The organism is Pseudodesulfovibrio mercurii (assembly GCF_000189295.2).
In the GTDB taxonomy this organism is placed as follows: domain Bacteria; phylum Desulfobacterota; class Desulfovibrionia; order Desulfovibrionales; family Desulfovibrionaceae; genus Pseudodesulfovibrio; species Pseudodesulfovibrio mercurii.
In genome coordinates this window covers 3,734,021-3,755,841 of sequence record NC_016803.1, presented here as the reverse complement: position 1 = coordinate 3,755,841, position 21,821 = coordinate 3,734,021, and the positions used below count along the sequence as shown (strand labels likewise).

The window sequence follows — 21,821 nt, the reverse complement described above, 5'->3', positions numbered from 1 at the left end:
TGGAGACCACGTGAGCATACTGATACACACCTTCGACGGCGGGCGCTTCGCCCTGGAGCCGAGACCGGGCGACACCCTGGCCCGGACCATCTTTCTCTCCCGGCTGTGGCACGGCGTGCCCCTGTGCTCGGGACTGGGCAAGTGCGGCCTGTGCCGCGTGCGCTACCTCAAGGACGCGCCCGAACCGGCCCGCGAAGAGCTGAAAAAGCTCGGCCGCGACAAGCTCGACCAGGGGTGGCGGCTCTCCTGCCTGCACCCGTCCGAGCCGTGCGAGATCGAGCTGCCCGAGCCGGTGCGCAGCCCGCGCGCCGTGCGCGCCCTCAAGCAGGCGGGCGGCGATTTCGCCCTGGCCGTGGACCTGGGGACCACCTCCATCCACTGGACCGCTTTGGTGGACGGCGAGCCCGTGGCCACGGGCCGGGAGCTCAACCCGCAGATGGGCATGGGCTCCGAGGTCATGTCCCGGCTGGCGGCCGCGGCCGACGCGGAAGGCCGGTTCGTGCTCCGCGCCCTGATCACCGACCGCATCACTGAGCTGGCAGGGCTTGCCGAGCGCAACCTGGGCGGCCGGTGCGTGGCCCTGGCCGTGTCCGGCAACCCGGCCATGACGTACATCCTGCTCGGCAAAAAGCCCGACGACCTGGCCGCCGCGCCCTACCGGCTGTCCTATTTCGGCGGCGACGAGAAGCGGCTGGGCGCGGGACTGCCCCCCGCGTACATCCCGCCCCTGCTCGCGCCGTTCGTCGGGGCCGATCTGTCCGCCGGGCTGACCGCCATCGAATACGGCGGCACCCCGCAATACCCCTTCCTGCTGGCCGACCTGGGCACCAACGGCGAATTCATCCTGGCCCTGTCCCCCGAGAAACGGCTGTGCGCCAGCGTGCCCATGGGCCCGGCCCTGGAGGGCGTGGGCCTGTCCTTCGGCCGCACCGCCGGACCCGGCGCCATCACCGGCTTTCGGTTGACCCCCAAGGGGCTGGAGGTCCGCTATTTTGAGGACGCGGGCGCGGCCGACGCCGCCCGCGGCGGCATGACCGGCACGGGCTACCTGTCCCTGGCCGCCATCCTGCGCGCCCACGGCGTGCTGGACGAGTCCGGCCGCTTCGCCCAGGGGACCACCCCCCTGGCCGCCCGCCTGGCCGGGCAGGTGACCGCCGTGGACGGCGAGCCCGCCTTCACGGTCAACGAGGCGGTCCGCTTCCCGGCATCGGACGTGGAGGAGATATTGAAGGTCAAGGCGGCCTTCAACCTGGCCGTGTCCGCCCTGCTCAAGGCCGCCGGGATCGGTCCCGGCGCGCTCCGGGAGATCCACCTGGCGGGCGCGCTCGGCGAACATGTCTCGCCCGCCGACCTGGAGACCCTGGGCTTCCTGCCCCCCGGCTGCGCGGCCCGGACCGTCAAGGCGGGCAACACCTCCCTCCGGGGCACGGAGCTGCTCCTGAGCGACCCGCAGGCGCGGACCTTCGCCGAGTCGCTGCCCGAGGGACTGACCCTCGTGGACCTGACCGGCGACGCCGATTTCGGCGACCAATTCATCAAGAGGATGCGTTTTTCCTATGTCGATTGACGGCCTTTTTCCCCTGCTGACCGAGGACAACTGCGCGCAGCTCGACCGGTTCGAGACCCTGCTCAAGGCGGTCTGGCCGCTCAAGGGCAAGCACCGCGAGCAGCTCAAGTACGACATCCGCGACATGTCGCGCAGCCTGACCAACGAGCGGTCCACCCGGCGCAAGGAGTACATGACCGACGCCAAGTTCCTGTCGCCGTACCTCTATTATTTCCTGCCCTGGAACCTGTTCCGCCTGTCCCGGCTGTTCACCGGCCTGGAGCTGGACATCCCCGAGGACGGCCAGGTGGCGGACCTGGGCACCGGCCCGCTGACCACGGTCCTGGCCCTGTGGATGGCCCGGCCGCACCTGCGCGCGCGCAGACTCTCCTTCACCTGCCTGGACATCGCGCCCAAGACCATGCACACGGGCGTGCAGCTCTTCCAGGCCCTGGCCGGGAAGGACTCGCCCTGGCGCATCAAGACCGTCAAGGGCGGGTTCACGGAGCACATCCGCGACAAGGCGGACCTGCTCATGGCCGCCAACGCCTTTAACGAGCTGGACTGGTCCGGCCGGTCCACCCGGCCCCAGGCCGAGAAGCTGGCCGCGCACATGGTCGGGGCCACCAAGGACACCGGCCGCATCCTGCTGGTCGAGACCGGCGTGCGCCTGGCCGGGCGGATCATCAGCGAGATGCGCGCCCAGTTCCTGGAAAAGGGGTACAAGCCCATCGCGCCCTGCCCGCACACGGTCGAGTGTCCCATGCCCGCCATGGGCCAGGGACCCTGGTGCCACTTCAACTTCTCCACCAAGGGCGCGCCCGCCTGGCTGGAGGCCGTGTCCGCCGAGGCCGACCTGGCCAAGGACAACGTATCCCTCAACTTCCTCTATCTTTCGCCCGGCGGCGCAGCCCATCGGGGGCTGGTCCGGGCCGTGTCCGAACCGTTCAAGCTCCACGGCGGCAAAGGCCAGTACGCCTGCTCCGACCGGGGGCTGACCCTGCTCGAATACGCGCCGGGCATCCGGCCCCTGTTTCCGGGCCAGCAAATCGCGCCCGACTGGCCGTCCAACCCGAAGACGGACCTCAAGTCCAAGGCGCTCATCCTTCCGTACAAGGTCCAAGGAAAGTAATGAAGATCATCGACCTGGGGCTCATCGGCTACAAGGACGCCGAGGCCCTGCAACTGGAGACGCTGGACGGTGTGCTGAACGGCGACCGGGACAACACCCTGTTCCTGCTGGAACACCCCAAGGTCATCACCCTGGGCCGCCAGGGCGGGGCCGAGAACCTGCACCTGAACCCCGAACAGCTTGAGGCCCACGGCATCGAGCTGGTCCAGACCACGCGCGGCGGGAACATCACCTGCCACTTCCCCGGCCAGCTGGTGGCCTACCCCATCTGGCGGGTGGAGAAGCGACCCGGCGGCATGCGCAAGTTCTTCGACGACATGGAGCAGGCGGTCATGGACACCTGCGCCCACTTCGGGGTCGCGACCATCAGGCGGCCCAAGCATCCGGGCGTCTGGGTGGACGAAACGCGCAAAATATGTTCCATGGGCATCGGTGTGCGCCACTGGGTGACCTACCACGGCCTGGCCCTGAACGTGGCCAGCGATACCAGTCTTTTCAACGCCATCACCCTGTGCGGCATCCAGGGCGCGGTGCCCACTTCCATCTCCGCCGAAGCCGGGCGGGACATCCCCATGGAGGACGTCAAGCATGTCTTTACACGAGCCTTTGCAAAAGCCTTTGCGGATTCCGCCGTGGCTGCGGATCAAGCTGCCGAGTAACGAAAACTTCGCCAACACCGCGGAGCTGATCGGCGACCTGCACCTGAACACGGTCTGCCAAAGCGCCAAGTGCCCCAACAAATGGGAGTGCTTCTCCAAGAACGTGGCCACCTTCCTGGTCATGGGGGCCATCTGCACGCGCAACTGCGCCTTCTGCAACATCGCCTCCGGGGACATGGAGCCGCTCGACCCCACCGAGCCCGCCCGCGTGGCCGAGGCCGCCCGGCGGCTGAAGCTCCGCCACGTGGTCATCACCTCGGTCACCCGCGACGACCTCGAGGACGGCGGGTCCGCCCACTTCGCGGCCTGCATCCGGGCCGTGCGCGAGGTCCTGCCCGACTGCACCGTGGAGGTCCTCATCCCGGACTTCCAGGGCAGTGAACCCGCGCTCAAGACCGTGCTCGACGCGGGGCCCAACGTGCTCAACCACAACCTGGAGACCGTGCCGGTCCTGTACGACCACATCCGGCCCCAGGCCGACTACCGCCAGTCCCTGGCCGTGCTCGAGAACGCCAAGCGCCTGCGCCCGGACATCCCGACCAAGTCCGGGATCATGGTCGGACTGGGCGAAACCGACGAGCAGATCATGACCGTGCTGGACGACCTGGCGGCCATCGACTGCGACATCGTGACCATCGGCCAGTACATGCAGCCCAGCCGCCAGCACCCCATGGTCCGGCGCTACGTGGAGCCCGAGGTCTTCGAAATGTACGCCGAGGAGGGCAAGAAGCGCGGCATCCGCCACATGTTCAGCGCCCCGCTGGTCCGGTCGAGCTACAACGCCGCCGACTTCGTCTAGACGAAACGGAATCGAATGAAAACAACAGGGCCGACACGGTAATACCGCGTCGGCCCTGTTGTTTTCACGCCAACGGCGCGCTCCGGGGACCAAGCCACCCGACAATAGCCGTGCAACCCCCTTCCATTCCCGATTGCTAAAATATCCAGTCCCGAATCCGCAGGTCGATGCTCGGGACGCCCCGGAATCTATCTATCTTGGGGGTGAAGGCGAAGCGCATGGTCCGGCCCTGGACGGCGCGGGTCAGGGAGCCGGCCATTCGCCAGGCCTTGCCGGGCAGCTTGGTGCCGCTCTCCTGGTCTTCGAGGACGAGTTTGACGTGTTCGCCTTCGCGGCCGAACAGGGCGTGTTCGGCCACGCGGACGGGCCTGGTGGCGAAGACCGGTTCGGGATTGCCCATGCCGAAGGGCTGAAGCAGTTCCAGTTCCCTGAGCAGGGTGTTGTTGATGTTGGAGAAGGCCAGTTCGTGGTCGAGCTTGAGGGTCGGGGTGAGGGGCTTGGCCCCGAGTGTCTCGACCACATGGGCGTTGAACCGCTCGCGCAGGGCTTCGAGGTTCGAGGGGTCGAGGGAGAGCCCGGCGGCCTGGGCGTGGCCGCCGAATCCGGCGAGCACGTCGCTCACCTGGGCCAGACCGTCGTGCAGGTTGAACTCCGGGATGCTCCGGCCGGACCCCTTGAGCGGCCCTTCGGGACCGTCGGGTGCGCAGAGCAGCAGCGTGGGCCGGTAGTATTTTTCGGCCACGCGCGAGGCCACGATGCCGATGATGCCCGGATGCCAGTGATCGGCGAACAGGACCAGACCGGCCATGTGGCGCATGGTCTCGGCCTGGGCCAGGGCCTCGTCCGCGATCTCCTGCTCCTGGCGGCGGCGCTCCATGTTGATGGCGTCCAGTTCCTCGGCGATGGGCATGGCCGAGTCGAAATCCTTGGCCAGCAGCAGGTTCAGGGCCTTTTCCGGGTCGCCCATGCGCCCGGCCGCGTTGATGCGCGGAGCCAGATGGAAGCCGATCTGCCCGGCCCCCAGCTCGGCCTGGCGGGCGTAGTCGCTGACCACTTTGAGCGCGGCCATGCCGGGCCGCCTGGCCTCCTTGATGACCAGCAGGCCGTTCTTGACCAGGATGCGGTTCTGGCCGGTCAGCTTGACGATGTCCGCGATGGTCCCGAGGGCCACCAGGTCGAGCAGCGGGCGCACGTCCACCTTGTCGCCGGGCAGCAGGTTGTTCAGGGCGACCACGAGCATGAAGGCCACGCCCACCCCGGCCAGGTCGTCGCACGGACCGCCTTCGGCCAGGCGCGGGTCGCACACGGCGTGGGCCTCGGGCAGGGTCTCGCCGGGCAGGTGGTGGTCCGTGACCACAACGGTCATGCCCAGCTCGCGGGCGCGGGCCACGGGCGCGAGGTCCGAGATGCCGCAGTCCACGGTCAGGAGCACGTCCGCGCCCCGGGCATGGAGCGCCTCCACGCCCGGCACGTTCATGCCGTAGCCCTCCTCCATGCGGTTGGGCAGGTGGTGCATGACCTCCCGGCCGCGCAGGGCGAAGAATTCCTTGATGACCGCCGTGGCCGTGATGCCGTCCACGTCGTAGTCGCCCCAGACGGCCAGGGTGCCGCCCCGATCCAGGGCGCGGGCCAGGGTTTCGGCGGCCTCGGTCAGGCCGGGCACCGCTGCCGGGTTGGCCATGTGCCGGAGCAGCGGGCTGAGAAAGCGGTCCATGTCGCCCAGGTCGGTCAGTCCCCGGTTCCAGAGGATTTCGACGATGAGCGGCGAAACGTTCAGTTCCTCGGCCATGGCCGCGGCCGACGACGGTGCGGTCCCCTCGTTGCGGGGTTTCCAGATGCAAGGCAAGGTGATGATCCCGTGTGGTCAGGAGAGTATGTTCACGAATTGTTCGATGTCGTCCGAGTCGACCAGCTCCTCGGCGACTTCCAGGATGTCGTCCATGTCCACGTCCACCGCCTGGCAGAGGTCGTCCACCCGCTCCCCGTACTGCCCGTCCGGGTCGTCCACGGCGTGGACCACGCTGTCGGCAAGACTGATGACGTTGGACTCGTTGGAAAATTCCGGCGACAGGTCCGGCGAGTGATGCCAGTTGACCGGCTCCACCAGGGCGGCGGGCAGGTCCCAGGAGCGCAGCACCAGGGCGCCGATGACCGCGTGGTCCAGCCCCCAGTACTCCTCCTCGGCGTCGCTGTCGGCCAGCTCCCCGCTCTCGGCCAGTTCGCGGATGGCCGCCCAGTCCGAGGGCCGCTTCAGGGCGGTGACGAGCTTGCCGAAGTCGTGGAGCAGCCCGGAGGTGAACAGGTTCTCCGGCTTGCCCACGTCGGTCATGTCGGACAGTTCCTTGGCCACCATGGCGACCATGAACTGGTGCGCCCAGTAGCGCCCCAGGTCGAAATCCTCGGGCAGGGGGTAGCGCTGGGTCAGGCCGTTGACGCCCAACGCCAGGACGATGTTGCGGATCTCGGCCATGCCGAGCACGGCGGCCGCGCGCGGCACGGACTGGACCTCGGCCTGGAGACCGTAATAGGCGGAATTGGCCAGCTTCAGGATGCGGGCGGTAAGCCCCTGGTCCTTGCTCAGGGTCTCGCCCACGTCTTCCATGGAGGCCAGGGAGCCGTTGCCGGTCTGGACGAACAGCCGGCTCAGGACCTCGGGCGAGAACGGCAGGTCCTCGCGCATGAGCGGCAGTTCCTGAAGGAAGCCCTGGATCTTGTCCTGATTCATGAACACTCCTGCCCCGAGCCGCCCGGCGGCTCACCGGACGCCTTAATCCAGCTTGATGGGTGCGGAAGGGGCCGGTTTTTTCCCGTCCGCCGCAGCCGTATCGTCCCCGGACCGCGCGGCCGGCCTGACGGCCGACACGTCCGGTCCCTCGCCCTTGCCCACGTATCCCTTTTCCTTGAGAAAGGCCCAGAACTTCAGGCTCGCCTCGAGATTCGGGTTCAGCTCCAGGCTCTTGACCAGATATTTCCTGCACCCCTCGATGTTGCCCTTCTCGAAGTAGCAGCGGGCGATGTTGTGGAAGAGGTGCTCGTCGTTCTGAACCAGCTGCTCGGCCCGAAGATAATACTTCAGGGCCTGGTCGTACATCCTGTTCTTGCGCATGTTGATGCCGAAGTCGTTGAACAGGTGCTTGTGCTCGGTGTTGAAGGCGGCCTCCAGCCCCACCAGCCGCTCGAAGATGTCGTTGGCCTTGGCCTGGTCGCCACGGTCGAGGTAGGTCAGCCCCAGGCCGAAGTTGGCCCGGACGTTCTCCTCGTCGATGGCCATGGCCTGCTTGTACTCGAACTCGGCGGAGTAGGCCGCGCCCCGCTCGCGATGCTTTTCGCCGCGCACGATGGCCCCGTCCAGCTCCTTCATGGCCGGGTAGACCGTGGACACGTAGAACTCGGGTTCGGGGTTGAACTTGGTCAGGAAGTCGTCGCGCGGGATGTTGCGCTTGGGGCCGGAGGGCACGTAGTTCCGGTTCAGGGGCTGGACGGAAATTTCGCCGGAGTCGAGCTCCTCGGCGTCCCAGTATGTCTTCTGGATCGTCTTGCGCTGGGTGGTCCCGGTGCCGACCCTGGCCACGGTCTGCGTGGAGAAGATGCCCTTGATCTTCTCGGCCCCGTCCCGCACTATCTCGTGCCGCGTCTCGGCACCCTGCCCGTGTTCGGCCATCCAACGCTCCTATCGGGCCCGGTTCATCTCCTCGATGATTGCCCGGGCCGCTTCTTCGGGCCGTTCGGCCCCGGTGATCGGCCTGCCCACCACCAGGAAATCCGACCCGCTGCGCACCGCCTGCGCGGGCGTGACCACCCGCCGCTGGTCCCCGGCCTCGCTTGCGGCCGGCCGGATGCCGGGGGTCAGACAGGCGAACGCGCTCCCGCAGGACGCCTTGATCCGCTCCACCTCCAGGCCCGAGCAGACCACGCCATTTAAGCCATATTGCTTGGCTTTCACAGCCAGGTCAAGGGCCATCTCCGAGGGGCCGGGCGCGCCCGGGACGGGCAGGTCGCCCGCCGCCATGCTGGTCAGCATGGTCACGGCCAGGACCAGGGGCGGCTCCTGACCGGGCAAAGCGCCCTCAAGGCACCCCGCCATGGCCGCCTCGGCCATGCGCTGCCCGCCCAGGGCGTGGATGTTGACCATGTCCACGCCCAGCCGGGCCGCCGAGCGCACCGCGCCCTGCACCGTATTGGGAATGTCGAAGAATTTCAGGTCCAGGAAGACCTTGAAGCCCATGTCCTTGAGACCGGCGATCATTTTGGGGCCTTCGGCCGTGAACAGTTCCAGGCCGACCTTCATCCACGGGGCCGCGCCGCGAAGGGTCCGGGCCGTGGACAGGGCCGAGGCCGCGTCCTTGAAATCCAGTGCGACGACGAGTTCAGCCATTGTTCTTCCAGGTCTGCATGATGTTGTCGAGGATACCGGGCCTCAGCGACGGCTTGCACCGTCCGGCCAGGTACACGGCCTTGAGTTCGTCGTAGGCCTCGGCGAGGTCGTCGTTGACCACCCAGTAGTCGAACCACTCGGCCTGGGCCAGCTCGCCCGAGGCATTGGTCAGCCGTTTGGCGATGGACTCCTCGGAGTCCGTGCCGCGCCCCTTGAGACGGCGGACCAGCTCCTCGCGCGACGGCGGGAGCAGGAACACGAAGGTCCCCTTGTAGAAGGTCTTCTTGAGCTGCTTGGCGCCCTGCACGTCGATGTCGAAGAGCACGTCCTGCCCCCGGTGAAGCATCTCCTCCACCGGCTTGGTGGCCGTGCCGTAGAAATTGCCGTGGACCTCGGCCCACTCGCAGAAGGCCCCCCGGCTGCGCATGGCCACGAAGGTCTCGCGGGAGACGAAGTGGTACTCCCGGCCGTCCTGCTCGACGCCGCGCGGGGCGCGGGTGGTGTAGGAGATGGAGAAGCCGAAGTCCGGGTATTCCTCGCGCAGCATGGCGATCAGTGTGCTCTTGCCCGTGCCGCTGGGCGCACAGACCACCAGGACCTGGCCCAGCCGGAATTTGTGATCGTCAAAGGTCACCTATTCCCCCTCGTCCGCGCTGAACCGCTGCCCGATGGTCTCGGCCTGGATGGCAGACAGGACAACGTGGTTGGAGTCGGTGACGATGATCGCCCTGGTCTTGCGGCCCTGGGTGGCGTCGATGAGCCGCCCCTCGGCGCGGGCGTCCTCGCGCAGCCGCCGCATGGGCGCGCTGGACGGGTTGACGATGGACACGACCCGGTCGAGGACCACGAAGTTGCCGAAGCCGACGTTGAGTAATCCCTGTTTCTGCATGGCCACCTACTCGATGTTTTGCACCTGTTCGCGGCAGCGTTCCAGCTCCGCCTTGAAATCCACCACCAACCGGCTGACCTCGGTGTCCTGGGCCTTGTTGCCGCAGGTGTTGATCTCGCGGAAGGTCTCCTGGACCAGGAAGTCCAGCTTCTTGCCCACGTCGTCCTTGTCGGCCAGGACCTCGGCCAGCCGGTCCAGGTGGGCGTCCAGCCGGGTCAGCTCCTCGGACACGTCGAGCTTGTCCGTGAGGTAGGCCACCTCCTGGAGCATGCGGTCCTCGGAGAACTCGACATTGGCCGAGTCCAGCATGTCGGTGATGCGCTGCCGAAGCCCCGCCTTCTTGGCCTCGAGGATGTCGGGCACGCGCTCGCGGACCTTGTCGGCCAGGCCGCGCAGGGTGGCGAAGCGGGCCGTGAGGTCTGCCACCAGGGCCTCGCCCTCGCGGGCCCGGGCGTTCACCCAATCGGCCAGGGCGGCTTCGAGCCCCTTGTTCAGGCTTTCGGTCAGGCCGGGGTCGGGCTCGTTGGAGTTGTCCCGCCACAGGGACGGCATGGCCAGGAGCCGGTTGTAGTCCGGATTGAAAATCTCCTGCCGCCTCTCGGCCAGCTTCTCCATCTGACGGATCATGGCCGTGGCCATGGTCTCGTTGAAGGACACGCCGAGCACCTCGGCGTCCAGGACCTCGAGGTTCAGGGAGACATCCACACGGCCGCGCGAGGCGTAGGTGCGGACGACGCGCTCCCAGCCGTTCTCCAGGGAGCGCAGGGAGCCGGGGATGCGCCACTTCACGTCCAGAAAACGGCCATTGACGCTCTTGATCTCCCAGACGTGCGTCCAGGCGTGGGCATTGGTCTCGGACCGGCCGAAGCCGGTCATGCTTACAGGCATATGTTTTTCCTTGTGGTTGTAAGCCGCGTGTTGTGCGAAAGAATCACGTTTGCGGCTTGCTGAGCATGGTTTTATACGACAGGCGCAGCTTTGTCAGCCGCGTTTTCATGGCCTCCCCGGCATAGTCCGGGAAGGTCCAGGGAAAATCCACCCAGTGCTTGCGCTGCCACATGAGCGTCAGGTCCGCCCAGATGCCGTCCTTGAGATAGACCCGGTGGGAAAAATTCTTGCCCGTGGCCAGGACCAGGGACTGCTGGGTCAGGAAGCCGGGGTCCAGGTTGAAGAGCCGCCGCCCGTCCCGGGCGAAGCGTCGCTCCAGCCCGTTGGTCCACAGCTTGACGTCGGCCAGCTCATCCAGGGGACGCAGTTCGTCGAAGGCCAGCAGCCGCCGGGTGATGGGCGCGCCCAGCTCCTCGTCGTAGTAGTCGGTCTCCACGAAGGGGAACGGCTCCGAGGCCTGGAACGGGCCGAACCGCTCGGTCAGGACGGCCTGGACCTCGGGCCAGAACGCGTCCCAGTCCGCGCTCAGCACGGAGATGACCAGCATGCCGGGGTCCGGGGTGCGGGGCGTGCTCATGCCTCGGCCTCCTCCGGCCCAAAGGGCCCGACCACGACCACGCCCTTGTCCACGCGCAGGGGGCGCGCCCTGACCAGGGAACGCGGCGGGGCGTCCGGCGGGGTCTCGAACCGGCAGGCCGCATAGTACTCGGACACCCCTCGCCCGCGTGCGTCCTGGACGAGCACGTCCAGATGCGGCAGGTCCAGAAGCGTCTTGAGAAAGGCCGCCTTTTTCCGGCCCACGAGCTTGCGCAGCCGGGCGGCGCGCTCCTTGCGCACCGGCACGTCCACCGCGCCGGGCAGGTCCACGGCGCGGGTGCCGGGCCGCTCGGAATAGGGAAAGACGTGGCCGTAGGTCAGAGGCAGGGCCCGGCACAGGTCCAGGGTGTGCTCGAACCGTTCCTCGGTCTCGCCGGGGAAGCCGGTGATCAGGTCCGCGCCCAGGCCCATGACCGGCCAGAATGCCTTAAGCCGGTCCATGAAGTCCACGGCGGACTGCGGCGAATAGTGGCCGCGCCCCATGGCCTTGAGCACGTCCGGGTCCCCGCTTTGCAGGGAGAGATGCAGCTGCGGGCAGACCAGCCGGGACGCGCCGAGAACGTCCAGCGCCTTGTCGGTCAGCTGGCCCGGCTCCACGGACGAGATGCGCAGCCGCGCCCGCCCGGTCCACTCCGGGGCGAAGTTCGTTTCCAGGCGGGCCACCAGGTCCCAGAAATCCGGTTTGCCGGGCAGGTCGCGCCCGAAGTGGCGCAGGTTGATGCCGCTCAGGATGAACTCGCGGAAGCCCGCCCCGAGCAGACGGGCCACCTCGCCCTCCACCTCGGCCGGATCGCGGCTCACGGACCGGCCGCGCGTCAGGGGCACGATGCAGTAGGTGCAGAAATGGGAGCAGCCGTCCTGGACCTTGACCACGGCCCGGGCCCGGCCGTAGCCGGTGATGGAAAAGGGCGCGAACCGGACCCCTTCGGCCTTGTCCGGCACGTTCCCGTCCAAATTGGGGCTCGCTTCGAGGCTGCCCAAACCCGGACCGTCCAATCCCGGACCGTCCAGGAGCCGCGCCTTGTCCGCCTGGGAGACCACCCGGACCACGCCGGGCAGTTGGGCCAGCTCCTCGGGCATGACCTGGGCCGCGCACCCGGTGACGATGATCCCCGCCTCGGGGTTGTCGCGGTGGAAGCGGCGCACGGCCTGGCGCAGGTCGGCCACGGCGTTGGCGGTCACGGCGCAGGAGTTGACCAGGATCAGGTCCGCCGCGCGCGGGTCGTCCACCTCCACGGCGGACCGGCCGGTCCAGGCCTCGGCGATGGACCGGGTCTCGTACTGGTTTATCTTGCAGCCCAGGGTGGCGGTGTGAAAGGTTGTCATGCTAGAATATATCTGTCCGGTTCGTAAAAAAAGTTCATCCACACTAGCCGAGGTGGTCCCCATGAAGCAAACGATTCCCGCCCATCGCCGATCCGGCACCGCGTCCTCCTCCCTGGTCGGCCGCCTGGCCGCCCTGCTGGCCTGCCTGCTGCTGGCGGCCTGCGTGAACACCCTCGGGGTGGGCGTGGGCGTGGGCAACAACGGCGGCACCCGCGTGGGCGTGGGCATGGGCGCGGGCACGACCTCGGTGGGCGTGGGCGCGGGCGGGTTCGGGGTCGCCCTGAACACCTACGGCGACTTCCTGAACAACGGCCCGAACGAGGCCTATCTCAACAACAAGGCAGGAATCAAGCAGTTGAACGACGGAAATTTGGATGCGGCCCGCAAAATCTTCACCGACACCCTCGAAAAATACCCGGACCTGCCCGACTCCACCTACTATCTCGGCCTGACGCTCATCTACCAGGGCGAACGCGAGACGGGCTTCGGCCTGCTCAAGACCTACCGGGAACCCCTTTACTACCGGGCCACCAGCGCGGTCCAGCGCATGGCCGCCTACCTGGAGAAGAAGCCGGAACTGACCGCCGAGAAGATCCACAAGACCATGAACAAGGAGCGGCGCGAGGGGTTCGATCAGGACCTGCGCGAACGGATGGAGATGCGCCGCGACACCTGGTAGCTACAACGCCTTCTCGATGACCCCGCCGCCGAGCACGGTCCCCGACTCGTCGTAGACCGCCGCCACCTGGCCGGGCGTGGGCCGCGTGTGCGGCTCCAGGAAATCAAAATACAGCCTGCCGCCGGTCAGCCGCACCCTTGCGGGCTTGGCCTTCTGGCGGTAGCGGGTCTGGACCAGCACGGTCCCGGGCCAGGACTCCACCGGACACATGAGGTTGACCTGTCCGGCCACGCACCCCTTGGCCGCCAGAAACTCCTTCGGGCCCACGATCAGGGTGTTGCCGGGCACGTCCTTCTCGAGCACGTACAGGGGCTCGGACCAGGCGATGCCCAGGCCGCGCCGCTGGCCCTGGGTGTGCCGCCACAGCCCCTGGTGCCCGCCGACGACCCGCCCGTCCGGCAGAACCGCGGGCCCCGGACCGGGCATGTCCCCGCGCGAGGTCAGGAAGTGCTGGTAGTCGTCGTCCGGCACGAAGCAGATCTCCTGGCTCTCGGCCTTGAGCGGCGGGGTCAGGCCGTGGGCCGCGAGCACGGCGGGCACGTCCCGCTTGAGGGTCCGTGCCAGGGGGAACTCGGCCAGGCGCAGCTTCTCCACCGGGACCATGGACAGGAAATAGCTCTGGTCCTTGGACTGGTCCGCGCCGCGCACGAGCATCCGCCCCTGCGCCCGGTCCTCCATGCTGACGTAGTGCCCGGTGGCCAGCCGTTCCGCCCCGAGGTTGCGGGCCGCGTCGAAGAGCACCCCGAACTTCATGCGCGGGTTGCACATGGCGCACGGGTTGGGCGTCAGCCCGGCCTTGTACTCTGCCACGAACGGTTTGATGACCCGGTCGTCGAAGGACGCGTGCAGGTCCAGCGCGTGGAACGGCACGCCGAGCACGGCGCACGCCCCGGCCAGCCCGGTCGTGACCGTCTCCCAGGCCGGGGACGGCGGCAGGAAATGGCCGTGCACGGCCAGCAGCGGTTCGCCCCGCTCCTTGAGCAGGGCAAGGGCCAGCAGGCTGTCCATGCCGCCCGAAACGGCCACGGCGATGGTCATCGACATTCTCCCCTGTGCGTCATGTGCCGCATCCTACGAGACTGAGCGAAAAATGGGAAGATATTATACTGTTGCGGCCCGCCGGCGGCATGCTATGCTCGCCTCCGTTTCGGAACGTCATCAAGGAGCCCTGCATGAAATTCCCCATTCTTCCGGTCGCGGCCTTTTGCCTGGCCGTCCTGTTCGCGGTTCCCCAGGCCCCGGCCTGCACCACCATGATCGTCACACCCGGCGCCAGCGCGGACGGGTCCATGCTGGTCGCGCACTCGGACGACGACGAGCTGGGCGACCAGCGGATCATCTACGTCCCCGCCAAAAAGCAGGTGGGGGAACGAAAGATATACGCGGACGCCTACCGCTACCCGCGCATCGTCACCGACGACCGGGGGCCGGGATACGATACCCCCGGCTTCGAGCCCACCCCGTATCTGGCCAGGATTCCCTTTGAACGCATCTGGAAGCTGCTCGGCCGCAGACAGGAGACCTCGTTCGCCTATTTCGACGGCAACTACGGGATCATGAACGAAAAGAACCTGATGATGGGCGAGTGCACCAACGGGGCCAACTACGAGCCGCGCCCCAGCCGCAAGGGAAACGGTCGGCCGCAGCGCATCTTCTACAGCTCGGAGCTGTCGCGCATCGCCCTGGAGAACTGCGCCACCGCGAGCGAGGCCGTGAACCTCATGGGCGCGCTCATCGACGAGTACGGCTTCTTCTCCACGGGCGAGACCCTGCTGGTGGGCGACGGGAACGAGGCCTGGGTCTTCGAGATGTGCGCCCTGCCCGACGCCAAGTACCACTCGGCCTGGGTGGCCCGGCGCTTGCCGGACGGCGAATACTTCGTGGCCGCCAACACCTTCCGCATCCGCGACGTGGTCAAGGACGATCCGGCCAATTTCCGGTACTCCAGGCTGCTCATCCCCGGCCTGAAGAAGCTCGGCTGGTGGGACGAGAGCAAACAGGGGCCCGTGGACTGGCTGCGCGCGGTCTCCCCCGGCGAATACAACCACCCCTACTATTCGCTCCGGCGCGTCTGGCGGGCCATGGACCGGGTCAACCCGGACCTGGGGTTGTCGCCGTGGGTCAGGGACACCTACACCCGCGACTACCCGTTCTCCATCCCGCCCAAAAACAAGCTGGCCGTGACCGACGTCTTCTCCCTCTACCGCGACCACTACGAGGGCACGCAGTTCGACCTGACCAAGGGCACGGCCGCCGGACCCTACGGCGACCCGCACCGCTTTGTCGGGCCCTACGACGGCAACCAGAACAACGTGGACAAGGAGAAGAAGTTCCACGGGGCCTGGGAGCGGGCCATCTCGGTCTTCTACCAGGGCTACACCTTCGTCTGCCAGACCCGGCCCAAGGGTCCGGACATGACCAGGGGACTGGTCTGGTTCGGCCCGGACGTGTCCTATACCACGGTCTTCACCCCGTTCTTCGCCAAGGCCGCGCAGTTGCCCGCGTCCTACCAGACCGGCGCTCCGCAGCAGTACGACCCGGCCTCGGCCTGGTGGGCCTTCGACCTCCTGGCCAACTGGTCGCGCCTGAACTTCCGGCGCATGACCGAGGTGGACATCAAGCCCGCGCAACAGGCCCTGGAGGCCGAGGCCCTGGCCGCCCTCCCGGCCCTGGACAAGGCCGTGGCGGACAAGCCCGAGGAGGAACAGCGCCGCCTGGTCACCGCCTTCGGCGACAAGACCGCCGCCAAGGTGCTCACCACCTGGAAGGACCTGACCCACACCCTGTTCGCCAAGTACTCGGACGGCTACATCAACCTGCCGGACAGCGACGCAAAGGCCATCGGCTACCCGTCCTCCTGGCTGAACGCGACGGACTACCGCAACGGGCCGACCACCTACGACATGAAGTAACGCAAAAAGGCCGCCAATCCGGGCCAAGGGTCTTGGCCCCAAGCCGAAACCAATAATTCACCCAATAAAAAAAAGCCGGTTGCCGACAGATGTCGGCAACCGGCTTTCGCGTTGCGATACAGCCCTACAGTTCGGGCATGGACAGGGGCGGCAGGACGCGCTCCAGCCGTTCGGCCACGGAGAGCATGGCCTGCTCGGAGAAGGCCGGGCCCATGAGCTGGAGGCCCACCGGCATGTGCGAGTCCCTGCCGAGCCCAACGGGCAGGGACATGGCCGGGATGCCCGCCAGGTTGGCTGAAATGGTGAAGATGTCCATGAGGTACATCTGCAGCGGGTCGGCCTTGTCGCCCGTGACGAAGGCCGTGGTAGGGCAGACCGGGCCGGCGATCAGGTCGCACTGCTCGAAGGCCTTGTCGAAATCCTGGCGCAGCAGGCGGCGGACCTTGGCGGCCTTGTTGTAGTAGGCGTCGTAGTAGCCGCTGGAGAGGACGTAGGTGCCCATGATGATGCGCCGCTGCACCTCGTCGCCGAACCCTTCGGTACGGCTGGCGGTGTACATGTCGATCAACTCCTCGGCCTTCTTGTTGCGGTAGCCGAAGCGCACGCCGTCGAACCGCGACAGGTTGGACGAGGCCTCGGCCATGGCGATGATGTAGTAGGTGGCGATGGCGTATTCGGTCAGGGCCAGCTTGACCGGCACGGTCACGGCCCCGAGCTTCTCCATCTCAGCCACGGCGGCCCGGCAGGCCTCCTTGACCTCGGCGTCCAGCCCCTCGCCCCAGTACTCCTCGGGCAGGCCGATGCGCACGCCCTTCAGGTCCTCGCGGCCCAGGGCCGCCAGGTAGTCCGGGACCTCGACGTCCACGGAGGTGGAGTCCTTGGGATCGTGCCCGGCCATGACCTGGAGCAGACGCGCGGCGTCCTCCACGGACCGGGTCATGGGCCCGATCTGGTCGAGCGACGAGCCGTAGGCGATGAGCCCGAAGCGGGAGATGCGCCCGTAGGTCGGCTTGAGACCGACGATGCCGCAGAAGGACGACGGGGTGCGGATGGACCCGCCGGTGTCGGTGCCGAGCGCGCCGAAGCACTGCCCCGCCGCCACCGTGGCTCCGGAACCGCCCGAGGACCCGCCGGGCACGCGTTCCACGTCCCAGGGGTTGGCGGTCATGAAAAAGGCGGAGTTCTCGGTGGACGAGCCCATGGCGAACTCGTCCATGTTGGCCTTGCCGATGAACACGGCCCCGGCCTCCTTCAACCTGGCCACGGCCGTGGCGTCGTAGAAGGGCACGAAATTCTCGAGAATCCTCGACCCGCAGGTGGTCCGGACGCCCTTGGTGGTCAGCAGGTCCTTGAGGACCATGGGCACGCCCCACAGCGGCTTGGACGGATCGGGCCCGGCCGCGTCCAGGGCCTCGGCCTGTTTCAGGGCCTCGTCGCCCATGACCGTGATCAGCGCCCTGACCTTGGGCTCGGTGGCCTCGATGCGCGCAAGGCAGTGCTCGACCACCTCGACAACCTTCACGTCCCCCGCCTGGAGCAGGGCCGCGATCTCGGAAAGGGTCTTCGTATGCAGTTCAGACATTAATCAATCCTGAATGATGTCAAAATATTACACAATGCGCGGAACAATGAAGAACTGGCCGTCCTGCTCGGGGGCGTTGGCCAGAATCTCCTCGCGTCTGTAGTCCTTGCGCACCTCGTCCCGGCGCAGCACCGTGGTGTGCTTGACCGGGCTGTACAGAGGCTCCACGTCGTCCGTATCCAGCTCGCCGAGCTTGTCCATGTAGGCGAGGATGTCGCCGAGCTGCCCGGCGAACAATTCCAGCTTGTCCTCGGGCAGGTCGAGCCGGGAGAGGCGGGCGACCTTGGCCACTTCTTCGGGACTGATCTTCATGGTTGTCTCCTTATGCGCCGCCTAGGGGGTCGGCGGCAGGTCGGGGTTGCGGGCGGGCTTGGCCGCCTCCTCCAACCGCTTCTCGTAATTTTCCATGCGTTTCTCGCGCCGCGCCTGGGCGCGGGCGATGCTCTCGGCGAACTTCGCGGGGTCCACGATGCGCTTGCCGTTGGCCGCCGGGGTGAACAGGTACAGGTCCTGGCTGGCCGTGCCGTTCTCGTCCCAGGTCATGGGGGCCATGCTGAAGTCCATGTCCTCGGCCTTGAGGATGCGCTCGTTGACCTGGGCGCTGTCCCAGGACGCGGGCAGGGTGCCGAGCCTTCCGGCGAAGCGCAGGAAGTCGTAGCCCAGCGCCACCCAGAAGTCGGCCTGGCCCAGCCCTTCCTCGGTCAGGGCCGATTGCAGGGCCCGCCCGCCGTCGGAGCCGTCCCACCATGCGCCGGGGCAGACCGCCAGCCGGTAGTAGTGCTCGTCCACGTCGCGGGCGTCGTCCAGGGCCCGGCTCCACAGGCCGGGGCCGAGGAAGACCAGCTGGTCCCCCTCGTAGAAGAAGAAGTTGGGCAGCAGGGTCTGGGCCTGGCGCCAGCCGTCCGGGATGAACACGGCCCCGAAGTCCGGCATGGGCAGGGGCACGTCCTTGTTGTCGCTGAAGTCGGCGGGCACGTTCAGGAGCTTGCCCACGCGCCGGGTCCACTGCTTGAGATCGTGCGGCGGATAGGACTGCATGCCCTTGATCCGCCCGCCCAGCGGCGCGGCCTCACGGTAGAAGGTCTGGGCCATGGTCCGGCCGAATTTCTCCTCGGGGTAGAACACGGCCAGGTCGGTGATACCGAGCTTGTCCACGGTCAGGTGGACCAGGCTGCGCACCTCGTCGTTCCGGCTGGTGAAGAAGCGCCAGGCGTCCTTGCCCTCGGTCAGGTCGCCGAGGGAGGACAGGAAGGCGAACACGGCGCGCTTTTCGAGCACCCCGGCCGCCGGGGAATCGGCCTCGTAGAACCGCTTGAAGGCGTCGATGCGCAGGGGCCCGCCGACCACGGTGAAGTGGCTCGGCAGCTCGGCCAGCCGAGCCTCCCAGCCCGGGGCCTCGGTGTTGACGACCTTGATCTCCACGTCCACGCCCTCCTGGGCCAGCCGCCACTGGGCCAGCCCGGCGCCGCGCAGGATCTTCACGCCCACCTTGGCGTAGGGCCCGGTCACGGGCAGGGCCAGGGCCAGGCCGATGCGCGGCACGCCGTAGCGCGCCTCCAGCTCGGCCAGCTTGTTCCGCAGGGGGATGGGATCGGCCAGCTCGCTCGACGCGGCCAGGTCGCGCAGGGTCCGCCAGTCGGCGGACCACGCCTCCTTGTCCGAAGCGATGCGCACGCCGCGCTCGAAGGCGGTCAGGGCATAGGGGAACCGCCACTGGTTGGCCGGAGTGACCGCCCCGGCCAGGTCGTCCACCTGGGTGTCGTCCATGGCGGCCAGTTTCAGGGAAAATTCATGCTCGAACAGGGACCGGGCCTGGATGTCCGGGGCCTGGGCGTAGAACGTGTCGAGCACGTCCAGGGCCTGCGCGTAGTCCTCGTGGGCACGGAAGTAGTCCGCGTACCACAGGGCCACCTCCTGCTTGGTCACCCAGGGCACGTTGACCGCGTCCCGGACCCACTGCAGGTGGTTCTGCAAACGCTCGGTCTTGCCCAGGGCGGCCATGGCCCCTAGGTAGAGGCGCTCCCAGTCCGCCCGCTCCAGGGCGGCGGTGTCCTGGTTGGCCCACTGCTCCAGAGCGATGCGCGCCTGGTGGTAGTGGCCGTTCTGCGAGGCGGCCTCGGCCAGCCGGACGTAGACCACGGGCAGTTCGCTCCTGACCAGGTCGGGCCGTTCCAGGGCGGCGGCGTAGTAGAGTTCTGTGGCTTCCCAGTGCTTGGCCTGCCAGGCTGCGTCGGCCTCCACCAGGAGGTTGGGCGTGGACAGCATGTCCACGCTCTTGACGGGCTGGGTCCGGGGCGCGCAGCCCCAGAACATCAGGACGAGCAGGACCAGGGCGGCCGCTATCGTGACGGTATGGGCGGAGTTTTTCATGAGGACGGCTTGGTGCATTGTCGGTTCGGCGACGGCCGGTGGCCGCAACCAGATAAAAAAACCCGGCCCGCAATGCTGCGGACCGGGTAATGCTATACTTCGCTTGGCCTGTGAAGGCAAGCCGAACTACTTGACTTCGGTGTAGTCGGCGTCCACCACGTCGTCGTCATCCTTGGCAGAGGAGGAACCGGCGTCGGCTCCGGCCGCGCCCGCCGCCCCGCCGGGGTTGGCACCCTGGGCGTTCTGCTGGGCGTAGAGCTGTTCGGCCAGCTTGTGCGAGGCCTGGGCCAGTTCGTCGGCACGGGCCTTGATCTGGTCGGCGTCGTCGGCCTCGAGCGCCTTCTTGACGGCCTCGATCTTGCTCTCGATGTCCGCCTTCAGGGTCGCATCGACCTTGTCGCCCAGGTCGCGCAGGGATTTCTCCGAGGTGTAGACCAGGGTATCGGCCTGGTTGCGGGCCTCGATGAGGTGCTGCTTCTTCTTGTCCTCGTCGGCGTGGGCCTCGGCGTCCTTGACCATCTGGTTGATCTCGTCCTCGGACAGGCCCGAGCTGGCCGTGATCTGGATGGACTGTTCGCGGCCGGTGCCCAGGTCCTTGGCGTTGACGTGCACGATGCCGTTGGCGTCGATGTCGAAGCCGACCTCGATCTGCGGCACGCCGCGCGGCGCCGGCGGAATGCCGGTCAGCTCGAAGTTGCCGAGCAGCTTGTTGTCCGCGCACATGGGACGCTCGCCCTGGAAGACCCGGATGGACACGGACGGCTGGTTGTCGGCCGCGGTCGTGAAGACCTGGGACTTCTTGGTCGGGATGGTCGTGTTGCGCTCGATCAGGTGCGTCATCACACCGCCCATGGTCTCGATGCCCAGCGACAGCGGGGTCACGTCGAGCAGCAGGACGTCCTTGACGTCGCCGGCCAGGATGCCGCCCTGGATGGCCGCGCCCATGGCCACGACCTCGTCCGGGTTCACGGAGCGGTTGGGCTCCTTGCCGAAGAAGGACTTCACCTTGGCCTGGACCAGGGGCATACGGGTCATGCCGCCGACCAGGATGACCTCGTCGATGTCGGACGCGGACAGACCGGCGTCCTTCAGGGCCTTGCGGCACGGCTCCACGGTGCGGTCCACCAGGTCCTCGACGAGCTTTTCGAGCTTGCCGCGGCTGATCTTGACCATCATGTGCTTGGGACCGTTCTGGTCGGCCGTGATGAACGGCAGGTTGACCTCGGTCTCCATGGAGGAGGACAGCTCGTGCTTGGCCTTTTCGGCGGCTTCCTTCAGCCGCTGCAGGGCCATGCGGTCCTTGGACAGGTCGATGCCGTTCTCCTTCTTGAACTCGTCCACCAGGTACTCGATGATCCTGTGGTCGAAGTCCTCGCCGCCCAGGAAGGTGTCGCCGTTGGTGGCGCGCACTTCGACGACGTTGTCGCCCACTTCCAGGATGGAGATATCGAACGTGCCGCCGCCGAGGTCGAAGACCGCGATCTTCTCGTTGGCCTTCTTGTCGAAGCCGTAGGCCAGCGACGCGGCGGTGGGCTCGTTGATGATGCGCTTGACCTCGAGACCGGCGATCTTGCCCGCGTCCTTGGTGGCCTGGCGCTGCGAATCGTTGAAGTAGGCCGGGACAGTGATGACGGCCTCGGTGACGGGCTCGCCCAGGTAGGTCTCGGCGTCCTTCTTCAGCTTCTGCAGAATCATGGCGGAGACTTCGGGCGGAGAATATTTCTTGCCGCCGATCTCGACCCAGGCGTCATTGCCGTTGCCGGCCACGATCTTGTACGGACAGTGTTCCTTCCACTTGTTCACCTCGGGGGCATTCGCGGAACGTCCCATGAGGCGCTTGATGGCGAAGACGGTCTTCTCGGGGTTGGTGACGGACTGACGCTTGGCGATGTCGCCCACCAGCCGCTCCTTGTCGGTGAAGGCCACCACGGACGGGGTGGTCCGGCCGCCTTCGGGGTTGGTGACGCATTTCGGATCCTTACCCTCCATCACGTAGACGCAGGAGTTGGTGGTTCCAAGGTCGATCCCTATGATCTTACCCATATGTATGTCCTCCTAAGATATGAA

Annotated in this window: 20 protein-coding genes; 6 read left to right on the top strand and 14 right to left on the bottom strand. The window is 67.2% G+C overall.

Translation table 11 applies throughout. From position 1 onward, the window contains the following. The first annotated feature begins 10 nt into the window (after positions 1–10). Genes DND132_RS16890 through lipA form a run of 4 tightly spaced genes read left to right on the top strand, consistent with a single transcriptional unit; the run spans position 11 to position 4,136 of the window. A complete protein-coding gene (locus DND132_RS16890; protein ID WP_014323986.1) occupies positions 11–1,567 on the top strand; it encodes an ASKHA domain-containing protein in 1,557 nt (518 codons plus the stop codon). Then, positions 1,557–2,678 carry a small ribosomal subunit Rsm22 family protein gene (locus tag DND132_RS16885; RefSeq protein ID WP_014323985.1) on the top strand — a complete coding sequence of 374 codons (1,122 nt, stop codon included), beginning with the start codon at positions 1,557–1,559 and terminating at the stop codon, positions 2,676–2,678. Before DND132_RS16890 ends, DND132_RS16885 begins: the two co-directional genes overlap by 11 nt. Further along, positions 2,678–3,337 (top strand): lipoyl(octanoyl) transferase LipB, encoded by a 660-nt coding sequence (gene lipB / locus DND132_RS16880; protein ID WP_014323984.1) that lies wholly within the window; start codon positions 2,678–2,680, stop codon positions 3,335–3,337. The genes DND132_RS16885 and lipB overlap by 1 nt, the downstream gene beginning before the upstream one ends. Further along, on the top strand, positions 3,267–4,136 hold the full coding sequence (gene lipA / locus DND132_RS16875) for a lipoyl synthase (RefSeq protein ID WP_041915843.1): 870 nt from the start codon (positions 3,267–3,269) through the stop codon (positions 4,134–4,136). Before lipB ends, lipA begins: the two co-directional genes overlap by 71 nt. 136 nt (positions 4,137–4,272) lie before the next feature. On the opposite strand, the gene recJ is transcribed toward lipA, so the two are convergent. From recJ to DND132_RS16830, 9 genes are read right to left on the bottom strand one after another with little or no spacing between them, the layout of a single operon-like run. Continuing rightward, positions 4,273–5,982 (bottom strand): single-stranded-DNA-specific exonuclease RecJ, encoded by a 1,710-nt coding sequence (gene recJ / locus DND132_RS16870; protein WP_014323982.1) that lies wholly within the window; start codon positions 5,980–5,982, stop codon positions 4,273–4,275. Between the two features lie 18 nt (positions 5,983–6,000). Further along, entirely contained in the window at positions 6,001–6,861 is an 861-nt protein-coding gene (locus DND132_RS16865; RefSeq protein WP_014323981.1) for an HDOD domain-containing protein, read from the bottom strand. Positions 6,862–6,903: 42 nt separating this feature from the next. Further along, entirely contained in the window at positions 6,904–7,797 is an 894-nt protein-coding gene (locus tag DND132_RS16860) for a tetratricopeptide repeat protein (RefSeq protein WP_014323980.1), read from the bottom strand. 9 nt (positions 7,798–7,806) lie between these two features. After that, positions 7,807–8,511, bottom strand: a complete 705-nt coding sequence (gene pyrF / locus DND132_RS16855; RefSeq protein ID WP_014323979.1) for an orotidine-5'-phosphate decarboxylase — start codon at positions 8,509–8,511, stop codon at positions 7,807–7,809. After that, complete coding sequence (gene gmk / locus DND132_RS16850; RefSeq protein ID WP_014323978.1) at positions 8,504–9,145, bottom strand: guanylate kinase; 642 nt, start codon at positions 9,143–9,145, stop codon at positions 8,504–8,506. Before gmk ends, pyrF begins: the two co-directional genes overlap by 8 nt. After that, entirely contained in the window at positions 9,146–9,400 is a 255-nt protein-coding gene (locus DND132_RS16845) for a DUF370 domain-containing protein (RefSeq protein WP_014323977.1), read from the bottom strand. 6 nt (positions 9,401–9,406) lie between these two features. Next, positions 9,407–10,288, bottom strand: a complete 882-nt coding sequence (locus DND132_RS16840) for a YicC/YloC family endoribonuclease (RefSeq protein WP_014323976.1) — start codon at positions 10,286–10,288, stop codon at positions 9,407–9,409. Positions 10,289–10,331: 43 nt separating this feature from the next. Then, a complete protein-coding gene (locus DND132_RS16835; protein WP_014323975.1) occupies positions 10,332–10,865 on the bottom strand; it encodes a DUF4416 family protein in 534 nt (177 codons plus the stop codon). Continuing rightward, positions 10,862–12,211 carry a MiaB/RimO family radical SAM methylthiotransferase gene (locus tag DND132_RS16830; protein ID WP_014323974.1) on the bottom strand — a complete coding sequence of 450 codons (1,350 nt, stop codon included), beginning with the start codon at positions 12,209–12,211 and terminating at the stop codon, positions 10,862–10,864. Before DND132_RS16830 ends, DND132_RS16835 begins: the two co-directional genes overlap by 4 nt. A 61-nt stretch (positions 12,212–12,272) precedes the next feature. Here DND132_RS16830 and DND132_RS16825 point away from each other — a divergent pair, with 61 nt between their 5' ends. Then, a complete protein-coding gene (locus DND132_RS16825; RefSeq protein WP_014323973.1) occupies positions 12,273–12,890 on the top strand; it encodes a tetratricopeptide repeat protein in 618 nt (205 codons plus the stop codon). Here the strand turns inward: DND132_RS16825 and mnmA are convergent, their stop codons facing one another. Further along, the gene (gene mnmA, locus DND132_RS16820; protein WP_014323972.1) at positions 12,891–13,928 is read right to left on the bottom strand and encodes a tRNA 2-thiouridine(34) synthase MnmA; all 1,038 of its coding nucleotides are present in this window, start codon (positions 13,926–13,928) and stop codon (positions 12,891–12,893) included. 134 nt (positions 13,929–14,062) lie between these two features. Between mnmA and DND132_RS16815 the strand changes: the two genes are divergently transcribed. Beyond that, the gene (locus tag DND132_RS16815) at positions 14,063–15,802 is read left to right on the top strand and encodes a dipeptidase (RefSeq protein WP_014323971.1); all 1,740 of its coding nucleotides are present in this window, start codon (positions 14,063–14,065) and stop codon (positions 15,800–15,802) included. 124 nt (positions 15,803–15,926) lie between these two features. On the opposite strand, the gene gatA is transcribed toward DND132_RS16815, so the two are convergent. The 4 genes from gatA to dnaK form a co-directional block, all read right to left on the bottom strand. Next, positions 15,927–17,384 carry an Asp-tRNA(Asn)/Glu-tRNA(Gln) amidotransferase subunit GatA gene (gene gatA, locus DND132_RS16810; RefSeq protein ID WP_014323970.1) on the bottom strand — a complete coding sequence of 486 codons (1,458 nt, stop codon included), beginning with the start codon at positions 17,382–17,384 and terminating at the stop codon, positions 15,927–15,929. 27 nt (positions 17,385–17,411) lie between these two features. Next, positions 17,412–17,696, bottom strand: a complete 285-nt coding sequence (gatC, locus tag DND132_RS16805; RefSeq protein ID WP_014323969.1) for an Asp-tRNA(Asn)/Glu-tRNA(Gln) amidotransferase subunit GatC — start codon at positions 17,694–17,696, stop codon at positions 17,412–17,414. A gap of 21 nt (positions 17,697–17,717) precedes the next feature. Beyond that, on the bottom strand, positions 17,718–19,772 hold the full coding sequence (locus DND132_RS16800; protein ID WP_238528204.1) for a type 1 periplasmic-binding domain-containing protein: 2,055 nt from the start codon (positions 19,770–19,772) through the stop codon (positions 17,718–17,720). 108 nt (positions 19,773–19,880) lie between these two features. Then, entirely contained in the window at positions 19,881–21,797 is a 1,917-nt protein-coding gene (gene dnaK / locus DND132_RS16795) for a molecular chaperone DnaK (protein WP_014323967.1), read from the bottom strand. Positions 21,798–21,821 lie beyond the last annotated feature (24 nt).